Annotated in this window: 18 protein-coding genes; 7 read left to right on the forward strand and 11 right to left on the reverse strand. The window is 72.1% G+C overall.

Going from position 1 to position 22,580, the window contains the following annotated elements; genetic code table 11:
* Nucleotides 1-121: 121 nt before the first annotated feature.
* From Sdi02f_RS01060 to Sdi02f_RS01090, 7 genes are all read right to left on the reverse strand, one after another.
* Nucleotides 122-1,327: an acyl-CoA dehydrogenase family protein gene (locus Sdi02f_RS01060; protein WP_030400917.1), complete on the reverse strand. Its 1,206-nt coding sequence runs from the start codon at nt 1,325-1,327 to the stop codon at nt 122-124.
* The gene (locus Sdi02f_RS01065) at nt 1,328-1,840 is read right to left on the reverse strand and encodes a MaoC family dehydratase (RefSeq protein ID WP_030400918.1); all 513 of its coding nucleotides are present in this window, start codon (nt 1,838-1,840) and stop codon (nt 1,328-1,330) included.
* A 5-nt stretch (nt 1,841-1,845) separates the two neighbouring features.
* Complete coding sequence (locus tag Sdi02f_RS01070; protein WP_031083142.1) at nt 1,846-2,808, reverse strand: HpcH/HpaI aldolase/citrate lyase family protein; 963 nt, start codon at nt 2,806-2,808, stop codon at nt 1,846-1,848.
* Nucleotides 2,805-4,832, reverse strand: coding sequence for a protein meaA (locus Sdi02f_RS01075; protein WP_030400920.1), 2,028 nt, complete (start codon nt 4,830-4,832; stop codon nt 2,805-2,807). Before Sdi02f_RS01075 ends, Sdi02f_RS01070 begins: the two co-directional genes overlap by 4 nt.
* Nucleotides 4,833-4,842: 10 nt before the next feature.
* A complete protein-coding gene (gene ccrA / locus Sdi02f_RS01080; RefSeq protein WP_030400921.1) occupies nt 4,843-6,180 on the reverse strand; it encodes a crotonyl-CoA carboxylase/reductase in 1,338 nt (445 codons plus the stop codon).
* A 342-nt stretch (nt 6,181-6,522) separates the two neighbouring features.
* Nucleotides 6,523-7,353, reverse strand: coding sequence for a TetR family transcriptional regulator (locus Sdi02f_RS01085; RefSeq protein ID WP_037824733.1), 831 nt, complete (start codon nt 7,351-7,353; stop codon nt 6,523-6,525).
* 136 nt (nt 7,354-7,489) lie between these two features.
* A complete protein-coding gene (locus Sdi02f_RS01090) occupies nt 7,490-9,295 on the reverse strand; it encodes a 3-hydroxyacyl-CoA dehydrogenase family protein (protein WP_108932524.1) in 1,806 nt (601 codons plus the stop codon).
* Between the two features lie 376 nt (nt 9,296-9,671).
* Between Sdi02f_RS01090 and Sdi02f_RS01095 the strand changes: the two genes are divergently transcribed.
* Nucleotides 9,672-10,265, forward strand: a complete 594-nt coding sequence (locus Sdi02f_RS01095; RefSeq protein WP_030400924.1) for an adenylosuccinate lyase — start codon at nt 9,672-9,674, stop codon at nt 10,263-10,265.
* 36 nt (nt 10,266-10,301) lie between these two features.
* Here the strand turns inward: Sdi02f_RS01095 and Sdi02f_RS01100 are convergent, their stop codons facing one another.
* From Sdi02f_RS01100 to Sdi02f_RS01115, 4 genes are all read right to left on the reverse strand, one after another.
* Nucleotides 10,302-10,841 (reverse strand): GNAT family N-acetyltransferase, encoded by a 540-nt coding sequence (locus Sdi02f_RS01100; RefSeq protein ID WP_030400925.1) that lies wholly within the window; start codon nt 10,839-10,841, stop codon nt 10,302-10,304.
* Nucleotides 10,838-11,236 carry a RidA family protein gene (locus Sdi02f_RS01105; RefSeq protein ID WP_030400926.1) on the reverse strand — a complete coding sequence of 133 codons (399 nt, stop codon included), beginning with the start codon at nt 11,234-11,236 and terminating at the stop codon, nt 10,838-10,840. Before Sdi02f_RS01105 ends, Sdi02f_RS01100 begins: the two co-directional genes overlap by 4 nt.
* A gap of 57 nt (nt 11,237-11,293) precedes the next feature.
* The gene (locus tag Sdi02f_RS01110) at nt 11,294-12,874 is read right to left on the reverse strand and encodes an alpha/beta hydrolase (protein WP_031083137.1); all 1,581 of its coding nucleotides are present in this window, start codon (nt 12,872-12,874) and stop codon (nt 11,294-11,296) included.
* A 187-nt stretch (nt 12,875-13,061) separates the two neighbouring features.
* Nucleotides 13,062-14,108, reverse strand: a complete 1,047-nt coding sequence (locus Sdi02f_RS01115) for an Rv2578c family radical SAM protein (protein ID WP_053639702.1) — start codon at nt 14,106-14,108, stop codon at nt 13,062-13,064.
* Nucleotides 14,109-14,268: 160 nt separating this feature from the next.
* Between Sdi02f_RS01115 and Sdi02f_RS01120 the strand changes: the two genes are divergently transcribed.
* The 6 genes from Sdi02f_RS01120 (at nt 14,269) to Sdi02f_RS01145 (ending at nt 22,578) form a co-directional block, all read left to right on the forward strand.
* A complete protein-coding gene (locus Sdi02f_RS01120; RefSeq protein WP_030400929.1) occupies nt 14,269-14,712 on the forward strand; it encodes an SRPBCC family protein in 444 nt (147 codons plus the stop codon).
* A 150-nt stretch (nt 14,713-14,862) separates the two neighbouring features.
* On the forward strand, nt 14,863-17,334 hold the full coding sequence (locus tag Sdi02f_RS01125; RefSeq protein ID WP_030400930.1) for an MFS transporter: 2,472 nt from the start codon (nt 14,863-14,865) through the stop codon (nt 17,332-17,334).
* 208 nt (nt 17,335-17,542) lie between these two features.
* Nucleotides 17,543-18,268, forward strand: a complete 726-nt coding sequence (locus tag Sdi02f_RS01130; protein WP_108932525.1) for a class I SAM-dependent methyltransferase — start codon at nt 17,543-17,545, stop codon at nt 18,266-18,268.
* 100 nt (nt 18,269-18,368) lie between these two features.
* On the forward strand, nt 18,369-19,202 hold the full coding sequence (locus tag Sdi02f_RS01135) for a M55 family metallopeptidase (RefSeq protein ID WP_030400932.1): 834 nt from the start codon (nt 18,369-18,371) through the stop codon (nt 19,200-19,202).
* The gene (locus Sdi02f_RS01140) at nt 19,195-20,526 is read left to right on the forward strand and encodes a M20/M25/M40 family metallo-hydrolase (RefSeq protein ID WP_030400933.1); all 1,332 of its coding nucleotides are present in this window, start codon (nt 19,195-19,197) and stop codon (nt 20,524-20,526) included. Before Sdi02f_RS01135 ends, Sdi02f_RS01140 begins: the two co-directional genes overlap by 8 nt.
* A gap of 84 nt (nt 20,527-20,610) precedes the next feature.
* Nucleotides 20,611-22,578, forward strand: a complete 1,968-nt coding sequence (locus tag Sdi02f_RS01145; RefSeq protein ID WP_108932906.1) for a dipeptidyl-peptidase 5 — start codon at nt 20,611-20,613, stop codon at nt 22,576-22,578.
* Nucleotides 22,579-22,580 lie beyond the last annotated feature (2 nt).

The raw sequence follows: 22,580 nt of genomic DNA on the forward strand, positions 1-22,580 counted from the left end.
TTTCCGGCGATCGTAGCGGCTTCCTGCCGCAACTGGGTAAGCCAGGAAGCCGAGTCGGCGGCCGAACAGTGCCTACGGGGTGTGACCTTCTTCTCCAAGAAAACACCCCGTATCCGGACATCTAACCCTGGAATCGATACTCTTCGAGCAGTCGGCGGCCGATGATCATTTTCTGGATCTCGGCGGTGCCTTCACCGATGAGCAGCATCGGCGCCTCGCGGTAGAGACGCTCGATCTCGTACTCCTTGGAGAAGCCGTACCCGCCGTGGATCCGGAAGGCGTCCTCCACGACCTCCTTGCAGTACTCGGAGGCGAGGTACTTGGCCATCCCCGCTTCCAGGTCGTTTCGTTCGCCCGAGTCCTTTTTGCGTGCAGCGTTCACCATCATCGCATGCGCCGCCTCGACCTTGGTAGCCATCTCCGCGAGCTTGAACTGGATGGCCTGGTGCCGGGCGATCTGCTTGCCGAAAGTGTGGCGTTGCTGGGCGTACCGGACGCCCAGCTCGAAGGCACGCTGAGCGACGCCGCAGCCACGCGCCGCCACATTCACGCGGCCCACCTCCACGCCGTCCATCATTTGGTAAAAACCTCGGCCCGTGACACCGCCGAGGACGCGATTGGCCGGAATGCGCAGGCCGTCCATGACGAGTTCGGTCGTGTCGACGCCCTTGTACCCCATCTTGTCGATCTTGCCGGGGATGGTCAGGCCCGGCCGGACCTCGCCGAAGCCGGGCTCCTTCTCCACCAGGAAGGTCGTCATCGACTTGTGGGGAGCGGTCCCCTCCGGGTGACCTTCGTCACTCCGCACCAGGACGGCGACCAGCGACGACGTGCCGCCGTTCGTCAGCCACATCTTCTGGCCGTTCAGGACGTACTCCTCGCCGTCCCGCACCGCCTTCGAGGAGATCGCCGAGACGTCGGAGCCCAGCGCCGGCTCGGACATCGAGAAGGCGCCCCGGACGTCGCCCGCGGCCATGCGGGGCAGGAAGTGGTCCTTCTGTTCCTGCGTGCCGTGCTGCTTGAGCATGTAGGCCACGATGAAGTGCGTGTTGATGATGCCGGACACCGACATCCAGCCGCGGGCGATCTCCTCCACGCACAGGGCGTACGTCAGGAGCGACTCGCCCAGGCCCCCGTACTCCTCGGGGATCATCAGCCCGAACAGCCCGAGTTCCCTGAGCCCGTCGACGATGTCCTGCGGGTACTCGTCCCGGTGCTCCAGCTCGGTGGCGACCGGGATGATCTCCTTGTCCACGAAGTCCCGGACGGTGGAGAGGATCTCCCGCTGGACGTCCGTGAGGCCGTGGGTCTGGGCGAGACGGCTCATCTACTTCCCCTGTTCCTTCAGCTCGGGGCGGCCCGGCTGCTCGCCGCCGCGCTCCTTGGTGTACGTCTCGGTCGGCACCATCACCTTGCGGCGGAAGACGCACACGAGCGTGCCGTCCTGCTTGTAGCCCTTGGTCTCGACGTGGACGATGCCGCGGTCGTCCTTCGACCTGGACGGCCACTTGTCGAGCACCGTCGTCTGGCCGTAGAGCGTGTCGCCGTGGAAGGTCGGAGCCACGTGCCTGAGCGACTCGATCTCCAGGTTGGCGATCGCCTTGCCGGAGACGTCCGGGACGGACATGCCGAGCAGGAGCGAGTAGATGTAGTTGCCCACCACCACGTTCTTGCCGAAGTCCGTCGTCCGCTCGGCGTAGTTGGCGTCCATGTGGAGCGGGTGGTGGTTCATCGTCAGGAGACAGAACAGGTGGTCGTCGTACTCCGTGACCGTCTTGCCCGGCCAGTGCTTGTACGTCGCCCCGACCTCGAACTCCTCGTAGGTGCGTCCGAACTGCATGGCGCTCAGCCCTCCGGGATCTCGAACTTCGACGTGCGCCGCATGCCGGCCGCGCGCCCCTTGCCGGAGACGACCAGCGCCATCTTGCGGCTGGCCTCGTCGATCATCTCGTCGCCGAGCATCGCCGAGCCCTTCTTGCCGCCCGCCTCGGACGTGTAGTAGTCGTACGCGTCCAGGATCAGCTCGGCGTGGTCGTAGTCCTCCTGGGAGGGCGAGAAGATCTCGTTGGACGCCTCCACCTGGCCGGGGTGCAGGACCCACTTGCCGTCGAAGCCGAGGGCGGCGGCGCGCCGCGCGACCTCGCGGTAGCCGTCGACGTTGCGGATCTGGAGGTAGGGGCCGTCGATCGCCTGGAGGTTGTTGGCGCGGGCGGCCATCAGGATCTTCATCAGGATGTAGTGGTAGGCGTCGGCCGGGTAGCCGGGCGGCTGCTCGCCCACCACCAGAGACTTCATGTTGATGGACGCCATGAAGTCGGCCGGGCCGAAGATGATGGTCTCCACGCGCGGGCTCGCCTGGGCGATCTCGTTGACGTTGTTGAGACCCTGCGCGTTCTCGATCTGCGCCTCGATGCCGATCCGGCCGACCTCGAAGCCCATCGTCTTCTCGATCTGGGTGAGGAGGAGGTCGAGCGCGACGACCTGCTGGGCGTCCTGGACCTTCGGCAGCATGATGCAGTCCAGGTTCTGGCCCGCGCCCTCGACCACCGTCACGACGTCCCGGTACGTCCACTCGGTCGTCCAGTCGTTGACGCGCACGACGCGGGTCTTGCCGGTCCAGTCGCCCTCGTTGAGGAACTTGACGATGGTGTGCCGCGCCTCCGGCTTGGCGAGCGGAGCGCAGGCGTCCTCCAGGTCGAGGAAGACCTGGTCCGCCGGGAGGCCCTGGGCCTTCTCCAGGAAGCGGGGGTTGCTTCCCGGGACCGCCAGGCAGGAGCGGCGGGGGCGAAGCCGGTTGACGGTCGTCATGCGGGGACCTCCAGGGGGTCGAGCTTGTTCGCGTTCCGGATCTCGTCGACGATCCGGCCGATGATGCCGGTGATGTCGAAGTCCTTCGGGGTGAAGACCGCGGCCACTCCCGCGGCCCGCAGTTCCTCGGCGTCACCGTTCGGGATGATGCCACCGGCGATCACCGGTATATCTGTGGCACCGGCCACACGGAGCCGTTCGAGCACGTCCGGCACCAGTTGGGCGTGCGAGCCCGACAGGATGGACAGGCCCACCGCGTGCACGTCCTCCGCGAGCGCGGCGTCCACGATCTGCTCCGGAGTGAGCCGGATGCCCTGGTACACCACCTCGAACCCGGCGTCGCGGGCCCGCACGGCGATCTGCTCGGCGCCGTTGGAGTGGCCGTCCAGGCCGGGCTTGCCGACCAGGAAGCGGAGCTTGCCGACGCCCATCTCCTTGGCCGTCAGCTCCACCTTGCGGCGCACCTCCGACAGGGCCGAGCCCTCCTCGGCGGTGACCGCCACCGGCGCCGAGGACACTCCGGTCGGCGCCCGGAACTCGCCGAAGACCTCGCGCAGCGCCCCGGCCCACTCGCCGGTCGTGGCGCCGGCGCGGGCGCACTCCAGGGTGGCCTCCATGAGGTTGCCGGTGCCGCGCGCGGCCTCCTTCAGCTTCTCCAGCGCCTTGCAGGGCCGCGGGTGGTTGAAGGGCGGCTGGTAGCGGGTGTCCCGCCAGGCGCGCAGCGAGGCGATCACGCGGGCCTCCACCGCCGGGTCGACCGTCTGGATCGCGGTGTCCAGGTCGGCGGTGAGCGGGTTGGGCTCGGTGCCCTCGAAGGCGTTGACCCCGATGATCTTCTCCTCGCCGGACTCGATCCGGGCCCGGCGTGCGGCGTGCGAGGCGACGAGCTGCGACTTGAGGTAGCCGGACTCGACGGCGGCCATCGCGCCGCCCATCTCCTGGATGCGCTCGATCTCCGCGGACGCCGCCTCGACCAGCTCGTCGACCTTCGCCCCGATCACCTTCGAGCCCTCGAAGATGTCCTCGTACTCCAGCAGGTCGCTCTCGTGCGCCAGCACCTGCTGGATGCGCAGCGACCACTGCTGGTCCCAGGGGCGGGGCAGGCCCAGCGCCTCGTTCCAGGCCGGCAACTGCACGGCACGCGCGCGTGCGTCCTTGGAGAGGGTGACCGCCAGCATCTCCAGCACGATCCGCTGGACGTTGTTCTCCGGCTGCGCCTCGGTCAGGCCGAGGGAGTTGACCTGGACGCCGTAGCGGAAGCGGCGGTGCTTGGGGTCCTCGATGCCGTAGCGCTCGCGGGTGACGCGGTCCCAGATGCGGCCGAAGGCGCGCATCTTGCACATCTCCTCGATGAAGCGGACGCCCGCGTTCACGAAGAAGGAGATCCGGCCGACCACGTCGCCCATGCGCTCCTGCGGCACCTGGCCGCTGTCGCGCACCGCGTCGAGCACGGCGATCGCGGTGGACATCGCGTACGCGATCTCCTGCACCGGCGTGGCGCCCGCCTCCTGCAGGTGGTAGCTGCAGATGTTGATCGGGTTCCACTTCGGCAGGTGGGAGACCGTGTACGCGATCATGTCCGTCGTCAGACGGAGCGACGGGCCCGGCGGGAAGACGTGCGTCCCCCGGGACAGGTACTCCTTGACGATGTCGTTCTGGGTCGTGCCCTGGAGCTTGGTGATGTCCGCGCCCTGCTCCTCGGCGACGACCTGGTAGAGCGCCAGCAGCCACATGGCCGTGGCGTTGATGGTCATCGAGGTGTTCATCTGCTCCAGGGGGATGTCCTGGAAGAGCCGGCGCATGTCGCCGAGGTGCGCGACCGGCACGCCGACCCGGCCGACCTCGCCGCGGGCGAGGACGTGGTCGGAGTCGTAGCCGGTCTGGGTCGGCAGGTCGAAGGCGACCGACAGACCCGTCTGTCCCTTGGCGAGGTTGCGCCGGTACAGCTCGTTGGACGCCTCGGCCGTGGAGTGACCGGCGTAGGTGCGCATGAGCCACGGCCGGTCCTTCTGACGCTCACTCATCCGGTGCTCCTCAGACGTTCCGGAAGCGGTTGATGGCGTCGAGGTGCTGCGCGCGCTTGTCCCGGTCGCGCACGCCCAGGCCCTCCTCGGGCGCCAGGCACAGCACGCCGACCTTGCCCTGGTGGAGGTTGCGGTGGACGTCGTAGGCGGCCTGGCCGGTGTCCTCCAGGGAGTACACCTTGGAGAGCGTGGGGTGGATCCTGCCCTTGGCGACGAGGCGGTTGGCCTCCCAGGCCTCGCGGTAGTTGGCGAAGTGGGAGCCGATGATGCGCTTCAGGGACATCCACAGGTAGCGGTTGTCGTACTCGTGCATGTAGCCCGAGGTCGAGGCGCAGGTGGTGATGGTGCCGCCCTTGCGGGTGACGAAGACGGAGGCGCCGAAGGTCTCGCGCCCGGGGTGTTCGAAGACGATGTCGATGTCCTCGCCGCCGGTGAGTTCCCGGATGCGCTTGCCGAAGCGCTTCCACTCCTTCGGGTCCTGGGTCTGCTCGTCCTTCCAGAACCTGTAGCCCTCGGCGTTGCGGTCGATGATCGCCTCGGCGCCCATCGAGCGGCAGATCTCCGCCTTCTGCGGCGAGGAGACGACACAGATCGGGTTGGCGCCGCCGGCCAGGGCGAACTGCGTGGCGTACGAACCGAGTCCGCCGCTGGCGCCCCAGATGAGGACGTTGTCGCCCTGCTTCATGCCGGCGCCGTTGCGGGAGACGAGCTGGCGGTAGGCGGTGGAGTTGACCAGCCCGGGCGCGGCGGCCTCCTCCCAGCTGAGGTGGTCCGGCTTCGGCATCAGCTGGTTGGACTTGACCAGCGCGATCTCCGCCAGGCCGCCGAAGTTCGTCTCGAAGCCCCAGATGCGCTGCTCGGGGTCGAGCATCGTGTCGTTGTGGCCGTCGGACGACTCCAGTTCGACGGAGAGGCAGTGCGCGACGACCTCGTCGCCCGGCTGCCAGGCGTTGACGCCCGGGCCGGTGCGCAGCACCACGCCCGCGAGATCGGAGCCGATGACGTGGTACGGCAGGTCGTGGCGCCTGGCCAGCTCGTTGGTGCGGCCGTAGCGCTCCAGGAACCCGAAGGTGGACAGCGGCTCGAAGATCGAGGTCCACACCGAGTTGTAGTTGACCGAGGAGGCCATGACGGCCACCAGGGCCTCGCCCGGGCCCAGCTCCGGCACGGGCACCTCGTCCAGGTGGATCGACTTGCGGGGGTCCTTGTCGCGGGTTGCGAGGCCCGCGAACATCTCCGTCTCGTCCTTGTGCACGGTGATCGCGCGGTACGACTCGGGGAGCGGCAGCGCGGCGATGTCGGCCTTGGTGGAGTCGGGCGACTGGATCGCGTCCAGGATGTCCTTCACGGTCACGGTGTTGCCTCCGGCGGTGAGCGCCCTGAGGGAGGGGCGCTGAGGGGTACGTCGGTGCTGCTGAGGTGAGGGTGTGTGCCTGTGACGCAGGCGTTCGGGGCGCGCAGGGGATGAGGTGCGGGGACAGCCCGAACACCTTCAACGTATGACACCGCGTGTCACCTCGCAAGGCACTGAGTGCCAGAAGCTGATCTCAGATGAAATCTTTACGCTTCAGATGAGCGATGATCGATCGAAACGCCTCTCCCGGGCAGTGGGCCCAGGGCGAAAAAGGGGCGCTGACATGCAAAAACGGCCACCCGGTGGGTGGCCGTCGTCACAGTGCGGAAGGGACGGTCAGCGCTCCTTGAGCGCCTGCTCGATGGTGCGCATGACGTCGTGCAGGGGAGCGTCGGTGCGCGCCACGGTCACGAGCACCTCGCCCTGCACGGAGGCCGCGGAGGCCCCGGGGGCCGAGGAGCCCGCCGGCCCCACGGCGGAGGGGGTGCGCCCCGCCCCGATGCCCGTGCCGAAGGTCCTCCGCACGATCGCGAAGGCGTGGTCCAGCTCGGCCTCCACGTCGCCCCGCCCGTCGGCCCGCAGCCAGCGCCGCAGCACGTGGTTGTGCGCGGTGACCACGGCGGACGCGGCGACCTCCGCGAGCAGCGGGTCGTCGTTGGCGTCGTCGTCGTGGGCGTGCTCGTCGAAGTGGCCGAGCAGATAACGGGTGAAGAGGCGCTCGTAACGGGCCACCGACGCGATCTCCGCCTCGCGCAGCGTGGGCACCTCGCGCGTCAGCTTGTAGCGCGCGACCGAGATCTCCGGCCGGGCCGCGTACATCTTCATGACTTCCTTGATGCCGCGGCACACCGTGTCGAGCGGATGTTCGTGCGCGGGCGCCGCGTTGAGGACCGCCTCGGCGCGCACCAGGGTGTCGTCGTGGTCCGGGAAGATCGCCTCCTCCTTGGAGCGGAAGTGGCGGAAGAAGGTGCGGCGGGCGACCCCGGCGCGCGCCGCGATCTCGTCGACGGTGGTCGCCTCGTACCCCTTGGTCGCGAACAGCTCCATCGCCGCCGCCGCCAGTTCCCGGCGCATTTTGAGCCGCTGGGCGGCGGCACGGCTGCCGGCCGTGCTCTCCGGAGCGTCGGACGTGGCTGAGGTACGTGAGGACTTGGCGGGCTGGGACATGACCCGAACGTACTGCATGCGGGCGCAATCATGCGCGTGACCGGGGGTTCCCCCGCCCGCACGGGGCGGGGGAGACCCGGCCGGATCCAGCAGGCCGCCCCAGTCCTCCTCGGACCGGGGCCGGTCGCCCGGCCGTTCAGCGGCGGGCATGCTCGCGGAAGCCGCGGCCCGTCTTGCGGCCGAGGCAGCCCGCGGCCACCAGGTGCTCCAGGAGCGGCGCGGGGGCCAGCCCCGGGTCGCGGAACTCCCGGTGCAGGACCTTCTCGATGGCCAGCGACACGTCGAGGCCGACCACGTCGAGCAGTTCGAAGGGGCCCATCGGGTACCCGCCGCCCAGCTTCATCGCCGCGTCGACGTCGTCGAGCGTCGCGTAGTGCTCCTGCACCATCTTGACCGCGTTGTTGAGGTACGGGAACAGCAGCGCGTTGACGATGAAACCGGCCCGGTCGCCGCAGTCCACGGCGTGCTTGCGCACCCCGGCGCAGACCTCGTGGACGGTGGCGTGCACGTCGTCGGCGGTCAGCACCGTGCGGACCACCTCGACCAGCTTCATCGCCGGGGCCGGGTTGAAGAAGTGCATGCCGATCACGTCCTGCGGACGCGAGGTGGCGCGGGCGCAGGCCACGACCGGCAGCGAGGAGGTGGTGGTGGCCAGCACCGCGCCCGGCCTGCAGACCTTGTCCAGCGTGCCGAAGAGCTGCCGCTTGACCTCCAGGTCCTCGGCGACGGCCTCCACGGCCAGGTCGACGCCGGCGAAGTCGTCGTACGTGTCCGTCGGAGTGATCAGTTCCAGCGTCCGCGCGGCGGCCTCCGCGGTCATGCGCCCCTTGTCCACCGACCGGGACAGGGACTTCCCGATCCGGGCCTTGGCCGTCCGGGCCTTCTCCGCGCTGCGGGCGGCCAGCACCACCTCGTAGCCGGCCTTGGCGAACACCTCCGCGATGCCGGACGCCATGGTGCCCGAACCGGCCACCCCCACCGCGCGGACCGGCCGCCCGGCGACCGCGGTGCCGCCCCTGCCCGGGGTCAGCGCGTCCGGCACGACGACCGCGCTGCCGGGCGCCTCGTAGGTGTAGAAGCCGCGCCCCGCCTTGCGTCCCGTCAGTCCGGCCTCGCTGAGCTGCCGGAGGATCGGCGCGGGGGCGTGCAGCCGGTCGCGGGAGGCGGCGTACATGGCCTCCAGGACCGTGCGCGCGGTGTCCACGCCCACGAGGTCGAGCAGGGCCAGGGGACCCATCGGCAGGCCGCAGCCCAGACGCATCGCCGCGTCGATGTCCTCGCGGGAGGCGTACTTCGCCTCGTACATCGCGGCGGCCTGGTTGAGGTAGCCGAACAGCAGCCCGTCCGCGACGAAACCGGGCCGGTCCCCGACCGCGACCGGCTCCTTGCCGAGGTCCAGGGCGAGGTCGGTGACGGCCGTGACGGCGGCCGGCGCGGTCAGCACCGAGGAGACGACCTCCACCAGCTTCATCGCCGGGGCCGGGTTGAAGAAGTGCAGGCCGAGCACCCGCTCCGGGCGCGCGGAGTCCGCGGCCAGACGCGTGACGGACAGCGCGTTGGTGCCGGTCGCCAGGACCGCCTCCGGGCGCACGATCCCGTCCAGCTCCCGGAAGACCCGCTGCTTGATCTCGTACGACTCCGGGGTCACCTCGATCACCAGGTCGGCGTCGGCGGCCGCCCGCAGGTCGGTGGAGACGCGGACGCGGCCCAGGGCGGCGGCGCGCTCCTCGCCGGTCAGGCGCCCGCGCTCGACGGCCCGGGCGGTGGAGGACTCCAGCGCGGCGACGGCCGTGACGGCCTGCGCCTCGCCGACGTCGATGCCGATGACGTCGCGGCCGGCCACGGCGAGGACCTCGGCGATGCCGGTGCCCATGGTGCCGAGGCCGACGACGGCGACGGTCCGCAGCGGGGACAGGGGGGTGTCGGACAGGGGAGTGGCCATCGCGGGACTCCAGGAATGAGGGGTGACGACGGAAACGCGCCCGGATGCGTGGCACGGCGCACCGGGTGCGTGGGAAGGGAAGGAGTGCGGGTGGTGCCGGGCTCGAACGGCGCACACGCCCGGTGCCGCCGCGGAGGGCGCACACGCCCGCCCGGCGGCCTGTGACCGGCCCTGTCCCGGGGCCGGGTCCTGATGCGGTACCCGAGGTACCGGACCGTCTGCTCTCGCGGTGGTTGCGTCACCAGACCACCGTGAGGAGGTGCTGCGAGTGGATGACTCGCTCGTCTGAGGTTAACCCGCGGGTAACGAGCGCGCCAGCCCCCGGTGTTCGTGATGCAGGTCCCACAGGCGGAGTGACGCGCCTAACCTCGGTGTCATGGACGAAGAGTTGCGCGTGCTCACGGAGCGCTTACGGGCCGAGTCGGCGGCGTCCGGAGTTCCGGGCGCCCCGGCGCCGTACGACCGCCTCGTGGCGACCGCGGACCACGACGAGCTGGCCGGAGTGCTCACCGCACCGGGACACCCGCTGTGGGCCCGGGAACTGGCCGCCTTCCGGCTGGGGGTGGCGGGGGACCGGCGGGCCTTCGAGTCGCTCGTGCTGCTGCTGAACCACCGCGACCCGCCGCGCTGCGCCTCGGCCGCCCACGCCCTGGCCCGCCTCGGCGACCCGCGCACCGCCCGCGCCGCCGCGGCGCTCGCCACCAACGAGCTGCGCGTCGCCTACGCCCTGCACCCGGTGCGGCTGCTGGTCGAACTGCGGGCGCCGGAGGCGGTGCCCGCGCTGATCACCACGCTGCGCAGGAGGCTGCGCCCGCACGATCCGTACCGGCGCGTCGCGCTCGCCTGCGTCGAGGGCCTCGGCACCCTCGGCGACGACCGTGCCGTCCCCGTCCTGAAGGAGGCCCTCGCCCACCCGGCGCTGGCCGAGGCGGCGGTGCGGGCCCTGGGGCGCATCCCGGGGCAGCGGTGACGCGTCCCCGCCGGGAAGCGGTGTGCTGACGGGCCGTCAGCCGCCGAGCGGACGCGCGTACCGCACCTCCGGCACCGCGACACCCTCCACCTCGAAGGGCTCCTCCGCGCCGTCGGGGACGAACCCCGCCCGCTCGTAGAAGCGCCGGGCGCGGGCGTTGCCCCTGAGCACCCACAGGAGCATGCGCGGGTGCCCGGCGGTCTCGCACCGGCGCACCGACTCCCGGAGCAGGGCCCGTCCGACGCCCGTGCCGAGCCGTCCGTCGTCGACGTAGAGCGCGTACAGCTCGGCGTCCGCGGTGCGCACCTCACCGTCCCGGTAGGGGCCGTGGCAGGCCCAGCCGACGACCTCGCCGCCGTCGTCCTCGGCGACCAGGTTCACCACGTCCGGCGCGGCCGAGGCGAACAGGGCGCGGCGCCGCTCGGCGTCGGCCGCCGGGTCCATCGCGTCGAGGTGGTGCTGCGGCATCAGGCCGCGGTACGCGGTCTGCCAGCCCCGGACGCGGATCCGGGACACGCGCTCGCAGTCCGCGAGGGTCATCTCCCGCACCCGCACCCGCGCCGAGGGGCCGCTCACGGCGCCACGACCGCGAACGCCTCGATCTCCATGAGGAACTCCGGCCGCACCAGCGCGCCCACCTGCACCGCCGAGGCGGCCGGCAGCCGGTCGTCCGGTATGTGCTCGGCGCGGGCCGCGCGGATCGCGCCCATGTGCGCCATGTCCGTGACGAAGTAGGTCAGCTTCACCACGTCGTCGAAGGCCGCACCGGCCGAGGCCAGGCACCGGCGCAGGTTCTCGAAGACCTGGCGGGCCTGGGCCGCGGGGTCGCCCTCGCCGACCACCCTGCCGTCCTCGTCCAGGGCGAGCTGGCCCGAGACGGCCACGAACCGCCCGGTGCCGAGGACGACATGGGTGTACTGCGCGGCGGGCGCGACGCCCTCGGGGGCGGGGATCCTGGTCAGCTCACTCATACGTCCATCGTGGACCACGGCACCGACAACGCCCCCGACGGGGTGCGGGACGGGACGCTAGCCGCGGAAGCCGAGCAGTCCGTGCAGGGTGGAGCCGCGCGAGGACGTCGAGGCCGCCTTCGACTCCAGCGGCTCCGGGTCGGGCAGTGCCGGGCACACCGCGTCCGCCTCGCCGCCGTCGCCGTGCGGCACGGTGCCGTCGGCCAGGTAGGCGGCGAGGTGCTCGTCCAGGCAGTCGTTGCCGCTCAGCGTGATGCCGTGGTTGCCGCCGCCCTCCTCGACGACGAGAGCGGAGCCGCGCAGCAGACGGTGCGCGGTGACGCCGCCCTCGTACGGGGTGGCGGCGTCGCCCGTCGCCTGGAACAGCAGTGCCGGGGGCAGTTCGCCGTTGGCCACGTCCACCGGCTGCCGGGACTTCGTGGGCCAGAAGGCGCACGGTGCGTTGTACCAGGCGTTGTTCCACACCATGAAGGGCGCCTTCTCGTACAGGTCCCAGTTGTCGTCGCGCCACTCGTCCCAGTCGCGCGGCCAGCTCGCGTCGCGGCACTCGACGGCGGTGTAGACGCTGTACCCGTTGTCGCCGGAGGCGTCCAGGGCGCCGAAGTTCTCGTACGCCTCGACGAGCGGGCCGCTGTCCTCGTCGTTGACGTACGCGGCGAACGCCTCGGCCAGGTAGGGCCAGTAGCCGTTGTAGTACCCGCCGGGCATGTACGTGTCCTCCAGCTCGGCGGCGCCGACCTTCCCTCCCGCGGGCTTCTTCGCCAGCGCCGCGCGCATGGCGTACCACGCGGTCTCGATCCGCTCCGGGTCGGTGCCCAGCCCGTACGCCGTGTCGTGCTCGGCGATCCAGGCCAGGAACGCGCGGTGGCGGTCGTTGAAGGCGAGGTCCTGGCCGAGGTTGGCGTCGTACCAGACGTCGTCCGGGCCGACGACGGAGTCCAGGACCAGCCGCCGCACCCGCTGCGGGTAGAGCTTGGCGTAGACGGCGCCCAGATAGGTGCCGTACGAGTAGCCGAAGTAGTTGAGCTTCTCGGCACCGAGCGCCGCGCGGATCGCGTCCACGTCCCGCGCGGTGCTCACCGTGTCGATGTGCGGCAGGACGTCCGCGTACGTGTCGCCGCAGGCGTCGGCGAAGGACTCGGCGCGCTCGAGGTTGGCCCGCTCGGCGCCCGGCGTGTCCGGCAGGGAGTCGGGGCGCACGGGGTCGAAGTGCCCCGGCAGGCAGTCCAGCGCCGGACTGCTCCTGCCGACCCCGCGCGGGTCGAAGCCGATGACGTCGTACTGGGCGGCCACCTTCGCCGGCAGCGAGGACGCCACGAACCCGGCGAGCGTCAGCCCGCTGCCGCCGGGGCCGCCGGGGTTCACCAGCAGGGGGCCCTGGAACGTGTCGGCGGTGTGCGGCACGCGGGACAGGGCCAGCGTGATCCGCTTCCCGCGCGGACGCGCGTGGTCGAGGGGGACCTCCAGGGAGGCGCACTGGAGCGTCGGGTAGTCCTCCGTGGCGCACTTCTTCCAGTGCGGGCCCGCGGCGGGCGCGGGCTGCGTGTGCGGCGGGGCGCCGGCCTCGGCGGGGACGGCCGTGACGGTCCCGGCGGCGATGACGGCGGCGCCGCACAGCACGGCTGCGCGTTGTCTCATGGCGTTCTCCCAGGACTCGCGGGACGGAGTGGCCGAGGTCCGCGCGGGGCGCGGTCCTCGCCGGATCGTCCCGGGGAGCGGCACCGGAAGAACGCGGGCCGTCGATACATGACCCGGTTGGGCCGCAGGATGCCCTCCAATGCCCTCCCGTGTCCTCCAACGCCCTCCGAAGCCCACGGACGCCCCGTCAGATGAGCGAGAGCTGCACCGGCTCCCCGGCCGGGTCCTCGGCCGGCCGCGGAGGTGCCGGCGGGGCGATCCGGCGGGGGGTCCCCGCGCGCGCGGGACCGATGCCGTACTCGCGGGCCAGATCGTGCACCTGGCGGGTGATCCGGCGCTGGTACCACTTCGGGGCGTAGGCGCCGTCCGCGTACAGCCGCTCGTACCGGCGGACCAGGTGCGGGTGGTGACGGCCGAGCCAGGCCATGAACCACTCGCGGGCCCCCGGCCGCAGATGCAGCACCAGGGGCGTCACCGAGGTGGCGCCGGCCGCGGCGATGGCGCGCACGGTGGCCCTGAGCTGGGCCGGTTCGTCGCCGAGGAAGGGGATGACCGGGGCCATCAGCACCCCGCAGCCGATGCCGCGCTCGCCGAGGGCCCGTACGACCTCCAGCCGGCGTTCCGGTGCCGGGGTGCCCGGTTCCACGGTGCGCCACAGGTCCGGGTCGGTGAAGCCGACCGAGACCGACGCCCCCACGTCGGTCACCCGGGCCGCCCGCGCCAGCAGGTCCAGGTCGCGCAGGATCAGCGTGCCCTTGGTCAGGATCGAGAAGGGGTTCGCCCGCTCGGTCAGGGCCTCGATGATGCCCGGCATCAGCCGGTAGCGGCCCTCCGCGCGCTGGTAGCAGTCGACGTTGGTGCCCATCGCCACGTGCTCGCCCTGCCAGCGGCGCGAGGCCAGCTGGCGGCGCAGCAGCTCGGGAGCGTTCACCTTGACGACGATCTGGGAGTCGAATCCGAGCCCCGTGTCGAGGTCGAGGTAGCTGTGCGTCTTGCGTGCGAAGCAGTACACGCACGCGTGCGTGCAGCCCCGGTAGGGGTTGACCGTCCACTCGAACGGCATGCGGGAGGCCCCCGGCACCCGGTTCAGGATCGAGCGGGCCCGCACCTCGTGGAAGGTGACGCCTCTGAACTCGGGCGTGTCGAACGTACGGGTGGTGACGGCGTCCGCGCCGAACAGCGCGGTGTCCGCCGCCCGGGCGTGGTCGGAGTCCGTGAGGTTCTCCCAGCGCATTGCGGCCTCCTCGGCAGTACTGGCCGCCACAATAGAACACTTGTTCCCTTGATCGTGCGGGCGCGTCGCGCGGGGCCGCTTCGCGCCCCCCGATTTGGTGGCCGCGCGGCGGGGTGGTTGGCTTGCCCCGAACCCGAGAACCAGGCCCTGGAGGAACCCGATGGCGCAGGTCGAGGCGACGACGGAGCGGATCGTCGCAGCGGACGCGGAGACGGTGTTCGACACCCTCGCCGACTACAGCGGCACCCGCGAGAAGCTGCTCCCCGAGCACTTCAGCGAGTACGAGGTCCGCGAGGGCGGCGACGGCGAGGGCACCCTCGTGCACTGGAAGCTGCAGGCCACCAGCAAGCGCATCCGTGACTGCCTGCTGGAGGTCACCGAGCCCACCGACGGCGAGCTGGTCGAGAAGGACCGCAACTCCTCCATGGTCACCACCTGGCGGGTCACCCCGGCGGGCGAGGGCAGGTCCCGGGTCGTCGTGGTCACCACCTGGCAGGGCGCCGGCGGTGTCGGCGGCTTCTTCGAGAAGACCTTCGCGCCCAAGGGCCTCGCCCGGATCTACGACGCGATGCTCACCAAGCTCGCCGCCGAGGTCGAGAAGTAGCCAAGGAGCAAGCGTGCGGCGCCTGTTGGGCGCCTCACCGGTTCGAGTGATCTCCGCGCGAACCTGTCGTACTTCCGTAACTCGTCGCACTTGTTCGCAGTTGTCGCCTCAGGTGGCAAATGTGAGCAGGTGTGACGAGGGGAGCGGTACGTGGGCGGGATCACTCTGGTGCAGGATCCGGTGCAGGACGGGCCGGTCGTCGCGGACCAGGCGCCACCCGGCCCCCCGGCCGCCGGACCGGGCCCGGAGCCGGACCGGCAGCGGGAGGAGCGGGAGCCGGACGCCGGGCTGAGCCCGCGCCGGGTGCGGCTGGTGTTCGTCGGGCTGATGCTGGCGCTGCTGCTCGCCGCCCTGGAGCAGATGATCGTCGCCACGGCCCTGCCGAAGATCGTCGGCGAGCTGCACGGCCTGGAGCGGATGTCCTGGGCCATCACCGCGTACCTGCTCACCTCGACCGTCGGACTGCCGATCTACGGCAAGCTCGGCGACCTCTTCGGGCGCAAGGGCGTCTTCCAGTTCGCCATCCTGGTCTTCGTCGTCGGCTCCGCGCTCGCCGGACGCGCGCAGAGCATGGACCAGCTGATCGCCTTCCGCGCGGTGCAGGGCGTCGGCGCGGGCGGCCTGATGATCGGCGTGCAGGCGATCATCGCGGACATCGTGCCGCCCCGCGCGCGCGGCCGCTTCATGGGCCTGATCGGCGCCGCCTTCGGACTCGCCTCGGTCGCGGGCCCGTTGCTGGGCGGCTACTTCACCGACCACCTCTCCTGGCGCTGGTGCTTCTACATCAACGTGCCCTTCGGCCTGGTCACCATGGCCGTCGTCGCCGTCGTCCTCAAGCTGCCCAGGCCGCGGGTCAAGCCCCGCCTCGACGTCCTGGGCGCCCTGCTGCTCGCCGCCGCCTCCACCTGCCTGGTGCTGCTCACCAGTTGGGGCGGGACGGAGTACGCGTGGGGGTCGGGGACGATCCTCGGACTCGCCGCCGGAGCGGTCGGCGCCACCCTGCTCTTCCTGGTCGCCGAGCGCTTCGCCCCCGAGCCGCTGATCCCGCTGCGCCTGTTCCGCGACTCCATCTTCAACGTCACCGCCCTGGTCGGGCTCGTCATCGGCGTCGCCCTGTTCGGAGCCGCCAGCTACCTGCCGACCTTCCTCCAGATGGTCGACGGCGCCAGTGCCACCGAGTCCGGCCTGCTGATGCTGCCGATGATGGGCGGCGTCGTCGTCGCCTCGATCATTTCCGGACAGCTCATCAGCCGCACCGGTCACTACCGCGTCCACCCGATCCTCGGCAGCGCGCTGTCCGTCGTCGGCATGTGGCTGCTCTCCCGCCTCGACACCGACACGCCCCGGCTGCACTACAGCATCTGGATGGCCGTCCTCGGCGCCGGCATCGGCATGGTGATGCCCGTCCTCGTCCTCGCCGTCCAGAACTCCGTGCGCCCGGCCGACCTCGGCACCGCCACCAGCGCCAACAACTACTTCCGGCAGATCGGCGGCAGCGTCGGCGCGGCCGTCTTCGGCACGCTCTTCGCGGGCCGGCTCACCGACGCCCTGGCCGACCGGATCCCGGCCTCGGCGGGGGACCGCCTGCCCGACGCCGAGGCCATCACCCCCCAGCTCGTCCACTCCCTGCCCCCGGCGCTGCGCGACGCCTACATCGGGGCGTACGCCGACGCCATGCCCCGGATCTTCCTCTACCTGGTGCCGGTGCTCGTCCTCGGGCTCCTCATCGCCCTCTTCCTCAAGGAGAAACCCCTGGTGTCCCACAACGCCCCCGTCACCGAGCCGGAGACCGCCCAGCAGCCGCAGTACGCGCAGCAGGCGCAGCCCGCGAGCCAGGTCCCGCCGGCCCGGTCGCCCTACGCCGGCGGCATCCCCGTGTGCGGCACGGTGCAGCACCCCGACGGCACCGTCGTGCCCCGCGCGGCGCTCACCCTCATCGACGTCGGCGGACAGCAGATCGGCCGGGGCGCCAGCGGCGACGACGGGCGGTACGCCCTGGCCACGCCCGGCTCCGGCGCGTACGTCCTGATCGCCGCGGCCGGCGGCCACCAGCCGCAGGCGGTCTCCGTGACCGTCGGCGAACGCCCGGTGGAACTGGACGTGGTCCTCGGCGGTGCCGGACGCCTGGCCGGCAGCGTCATGACCGCCGACGGCAGCCCCGTGCGCGACGCGACCGTCACCCTCACCAACGTCCACGGCGAGGTCGTCGCCACCACCCGCAGCGGCCGTGAGGGCGGCTACGTCATCACCGAGCTGGTGGCGGGCGAGTACACCCTCGCCGCCAGTGCCCCCGCCTTCCGCCCGGCCGCGCTGCCGGTCAGCGTCCAGGCCGCCCGGGAGACCCGCCAGGACGTCGAACTGGCCGGTGGCGCGGTGCTGCGCGGCACCGTACGGGCCAGTGGCGGCCGGGTCGTCGAGGACGCGCGCGTCACGCTGCTGGACGCCGCGGGCAACGTGGTGGACACCCTGACCACCGGGCCCGACGGCACCTTCCGGTTCGTCGACCTGTCGTCCGGCGAGTACACCGTCATCGCGGCCGGATACCCGCCCGTCGCGACCGTCCTCCAGGTGGCGGGCGGCGGCCGCACCGAACGCGACCTGCAGCTCGGACACGAGGACTGAGACCGGCCGCCGCCGCCCGGTCCGCACCGGCCCCGCCCGCGGGGCAACGCCGGTGCGGACAGGCGGGCGCGTTCCTTCACCGGCCGTCCGCGCCGGACGGCCGGTGAAGGAACGCGCCCGGCGCTTGTGGCCGTGCGCCGGGCGCGGTACACCGTACGGGCCCGTCGTCCCCGACGGGCCCCGCGCCGTCGCACCTGGGGAGTCGGGCATGAGCGTGACGAGTCGGTACCGGGACGCCTGGGAGAGCTTCTGGAACGAGGTCGCGGGGGATCAGGGGACGGTGTTCTGGGACGCGGAGCCGGCCCTGACCGCCGGGCGCCACCTGGCCCACTTCGAACCGCACCTGACCGACCCCGCCCTGCCGCTGATCGACCTGGGCTGCGGCAACGGAACCCAGACCCGCTACCTCGCCGAACGCTTCCCGCACGTCGTCGGCGCCGACCTCTCCGCCGCCGCCCTCGAACACGCCCGCCGCGCCGACCCCGCCGGGACGGCCGCCTACCGGCGGGTCGACGCCACCGACAAGGCCGAGGCGGAGGCCCTGCACGCCGAGCTGGGCGACGCCAACCTGTACGTCCGCGGCGTGCTGCACCAGTGCGAGCCCGACGACCGCCGGTCCCTGGCCGACGCCCTCGCCGTCCTCCTCGGCGACCACGGCCGCGTCTTCCTGGTGGAGCCGTCCCCGGCGGCCCGGACCGTCCTGGCGGAACTGGCCCGGGGTCCCGCCGGACCGCCCGCGAAGATCGCCCCCGTCCTCCGCCACGGGCTGACCCCCGCCACCGTTCCCGAGGAGGCGGTGCCCGGGTACCTGCGCGCGGCCGGCCTCACCGTCCTGGCGAGCGGCGAACTCCCGCTGACCACCGTGGAGTACACGCCGGACGGCACCCGGATCGAGCTGCCGTCGACCTGGGTGGTGGCGGGCCGGAGCGCGTGAGGCGGCGCCTGACCAGGACCGACGGACTACTGGTCTGGACCGGTGAGAGTTATCCACAGGCCTGGCTCAGGCTCGGCGGGACCGCGTAACGTGACGCCACATGAAGATCCTCATCAGTGCCGACATGGAAGGCGCCACCGGTGTCACCTGGCCGGCCGACGTGCTGCCGGGGACTCCGCAGTGGGAGCGGTGCCGGTCGATGTTCACCTCGGACGTGAACGCGGCCGTGCTGGGATTCTTCGACGGCGGCGCCGACGACGTACTGGTCAACGAGGCGCACTGGAGCATGCGCAACCTGCTCCTGGAGCGGCTCGACGAGCGGACCGAGATGCTCACCGGGCGGCACAAGGCGCTGTCCATGGTGGAGGGCGTCCAGCACGGGGACGTGGACGGCATCGCGTTCGTCGGCTATCACGCGGGCGCCGGCATGGAGGGCGTCCTCGCCCACACCTACCTCGCCAACCAGCTCACCGGCGTCTGGCTGAACGACGTGCGGGCCAGCGAGGGCCTGCTCAACGCCCACGTGGTCGCCGAGTACGGGGTGCCGGTGGTGCTGGTCACCGGGGACGACGTCGCCTGCGAGGACGCGCTCGGATACGCCCCGGAGGCGCGGAAGGTCGCCGTCAAGGACCACGTGTCGCGCTACGCGGCCGTGTGCCGCACGCCCACCAGGACCGCCGCCGACATCCGGGCCGCCGCCAAGGAGGCGACGGCGCTCGCGGTGCGGCACGAGCCGGTGAGCGGCGGACCCTTCACCCTCGCCCTGGAGTTCGACGCCGAGCACCTCGCCGCGGCCTCGACCGTCGTGCCCGGGGTGGCGCAGGTCGGGGAGCGCAAGGTGGCGTACACGCACGACACGATGTTCGAGGCGATCCGGACGTTCAAGGCGGTCACCACGATCGTCTCGGCCGCGGTGGAGGAGCAGTATGGCTGAGCACACGGACACCGCACCGGAGACCGGCGGGCAGGCGCTGGACGAGGTCGTCCGGTTCACCTCCGAGCTGATCCGGATCGACACCACCAACCGGGGCGGCGGCGACTGCCGGGAGCGGCCGGCCGCCGAGTACGCCGCCGCGCGGCTCGCCGAGGCCGGGATCGAGCCGACGCTGCTGGAGCGGACCGAGGGCCGCACCAACGTCGTGGCCCGCATCGAGGGCACCGACCCGTCGGCCGACGCGCTGCTGGTCCACGGTCACCTGGACGTGGTGCCCGCCGAGGCCGCCGACTGGAGCGTGCACCCCTTTTCCGGGGAGATCCGCGACGGGGTCGTGTGGGGCCGCGGCGCGGTCGACATGAAGAACATGGACGCGATGATCCTCGCGGTCGTCCGTGACTGGGCCCGGCAGGGGGTACGGCCGCGGCGGGACGTGGTGATCGCGTTCACCGCGGACGAGGAGGCCAGCGCCGAGGACGGCTCCGGCTTCCTCGCCGACCGGCACGCGGCGCTGTTCGAGGGCTGCACCGAGGGCGTCAGCGAGTCGGGCGCGTTCACCTTCCACGACGGGGCCGGGCGGCAGTTCTACCCCATCGCCGCCGGTGAGCGCGGCACGGGCTGGCTCAAGCTCACCGCACGCGGACGCGCCGGGCACGGGTCCAAGGTGAACCGGGAGAACGCGGTCACCCGGCTCGCCGCCGCGATCACCCGCATCGGCGGCCACGAGTGGCCGCTGCGGCTGACCCCGACCGTGCGCGCCGCCCTGACCGAGATCGCCGCCGTCTACGGCATCGAGACCGACCTGAGCGACGTCGACGCGCTGCTCGACAAGCTCGGCCCGGCCGGACAACTGGTCGAGTCCACCGTCCGCAACAGCGCCAACCCGACCATGCTGGACGCCGGGTACAAGGTCAACGTCATCCCGGGAGAGGCCGTCGCCCACGTCGACGGACGGTTCCTGTACGGCGGCGAGGACGAGTTCCGCAGCACCCTCGACCGGCTCACCGGACCGGACGTGGAGTGGGAGTTCGCCCATCGCGAGGTGGCGCTCCAGGCGCCGGTCGACTCGCCGACCTACGCCCGGATGAGCGCGGCGGTCCGGGAGTTCGCGCCCGAGGGGCACGTCGTGCCGTACTGCATGTCCGGGGGCACGGACGCCAAGCAGTTCTCGCGGCTCGGCATCACCGGCTACGGCTTCGCGCCGCTGAAGCTGCCCGAGGGCTTCGACTACCAGGCCCTCTTCCACGGCGTGGACGAACGGGTCCCCGTCGAGGCGCTGCACTTCGGGGTCCGCGTCCTGGACCGTTTCCTGCGTACGGCCTAGGGACCCGGGAACCGGCGGCCGGGTCCCGGCACCCGCCGGTACCCGGAGCCGTTCACGCGACAAGGAGCTGGAGGAGAAGTGGAAGTGGAGGAGTCAGTGCGGACTCTTTCGTACGGATCGTGGCCCTCGCCCGTCGACGCGGCCCTCGCCGCCGCGCACGACGGCCGGCCCGACGACGTCGGCTTCGTCGCGGACGAGGTGTGGTGGACCGCGCCCCGGCCCGCCGAGGGCGGACGGCGCACCCTGGTGCGGCGGCACGCCGACGGCACCGAGGAGCCGCTGCTGCCCGCGCCGTGGAACGTGCGCAGCCGCGTCATCGAGTACGGCGGCAGGCCCTGGGGCGCGGCCCCGGCCGACACCGGCCCGCTCGTGGTCTTCGTGCACTTCTCCGACCAGCGGCTGTACGCCTTCACCCCGGGCGGCGGCGCACCGCGTCCGCTGACCCCGCTGTCCGCGGTGGGCGGCGGACTGCGCTGGATCGAACCGGACCCGCGCCCCGAGCGCGGCGAAGTGTGGTGCGTCCTGGAGGAGTTCACCGGCGAGGGCCCCACCGACGTGCGCCGCGTGCCCGTGGCGGTGCCGCTGGACGGCTCGGCGGCCGACGACCGCGGCGCGGTGCGTGAACTCGCCCCCGAGCGGCACCGCTTCGTCACCGGCCCCCGTCTCTCCCCCGACGGGAGCCGCGTCGCCTGGCTCGCCTGGGACCACCCGCGCATGCCCTGGGACGGCACCGAGCTGATCGTCGCCGACGTCGGCCCCGAGGGCACGTTCCGGGACGTCCGGACCGTCGCGGGCGGGCCCGAGGAGTCGATCGCCCAGGCCGACTGGGCACCGGACGGCACGCTGCTGTACGCCTCCGACCGCACCGGCTGGTGGAACCTCTACCGCGACGGGCAGCCCCTGTGCGCCCGCGAGGAGGAGTTCGGCGGTCCGCTGTGGAAGCTCGGACAGCGCTGGTTCGCGCCCCTGGACAGCGGCCTGATCGCGGTCCTGCACGGCCGGGGCGCCGCCGCCCTCGGCATACTCGACCCAGAGACCGGCGAGGTCGTCGACGCGGCGGGCCCCTGGACCGAGTTCGCGCCGGCCCTCGCCGCGCACGGCGAGCGGGTCGCCGCCGTCGGTGCCAGTGCGCACAGTGGCTACGAGGTCGTCGAGCTGGACACCCGCACCGGCCGCGCCCGCGTGATCGGCGCCCCGCACGAGGACGCCACCGACCCGGCGTACTACCCGAAGCCGCAGATCCGCACCTTCCGGGGCCCGGGCGGACGCGAGATCCACACCCACCTCTACCCGCCGCACAACCCCGGCTGCCGGGCCCCGGAGGGCGAACGGCCGCCGTACGTCATCTGGGCGCACGGCGGCCCCACCAGCCGCTCCCCGCTCGTCCTCGACCTGGAGATCGCCTACTTCACCTCCCGCGGCATCGGCGTCGCCGAGGTCAACTACGGGGGCTCCACCGGGTACGGCCGGGAGTACCGCAACCGGCTGCGCGGACAGTGGGGCGTCGTCGACGTCGAGGACTGCGCGGCCGTCGCCCTCGCCCTCGCCCAGGAAGGCACCGCCGACCCGGAGCGGCTCGCCGTGCGCGGCGGCAGCGCGGGCGGCTGGACCTCCGCCGCGTCGCTGGCCGCCACCGACGTCTACGCCTGCGGCACGATCCTCTACCCGATCCTCGACCTGACCGGCTGGGGCACCGGGGAGACCCACGACTTCGAGTCGCAGTACCTGGAGAGCCTGATCGGCCCGTACGCCGAGGTCCCCGGCCGCTACACCGAACGGTCGCCCGCCGAGCACGCCGAGAGCGTCACCGCCCCGTTCCTGCTGCTCCAGGGACTCGACGACGTGATCTGTCCGCCGGTGCAGTGCGAGCGGTTCCTGGACCGCATGGCGGGCCGCGGGGTGCCGCACGCCTACCTCACCTTCGAGGGCGAGGGACACGGGTTCCGTCGGGCGGAGACCATGGTGCGCGCCCTGGAGGCCGAACTCTCCCTGTACGCACAGGTCTTCGGGATGACCCCGCCCGGCGTCCCCGTCCTGGAGCTGAACCGGTGAGC

Origin of the sequence: Streptomyces ardesiacus (assembly GCF_003112575.1) — a bacterium.
GTDB lineage: Bacteria > Actinomycetota > Actinomycetes > Streptomycetales > Streptomycetaceae > Streptomyces > Streptomyces ardesiacus.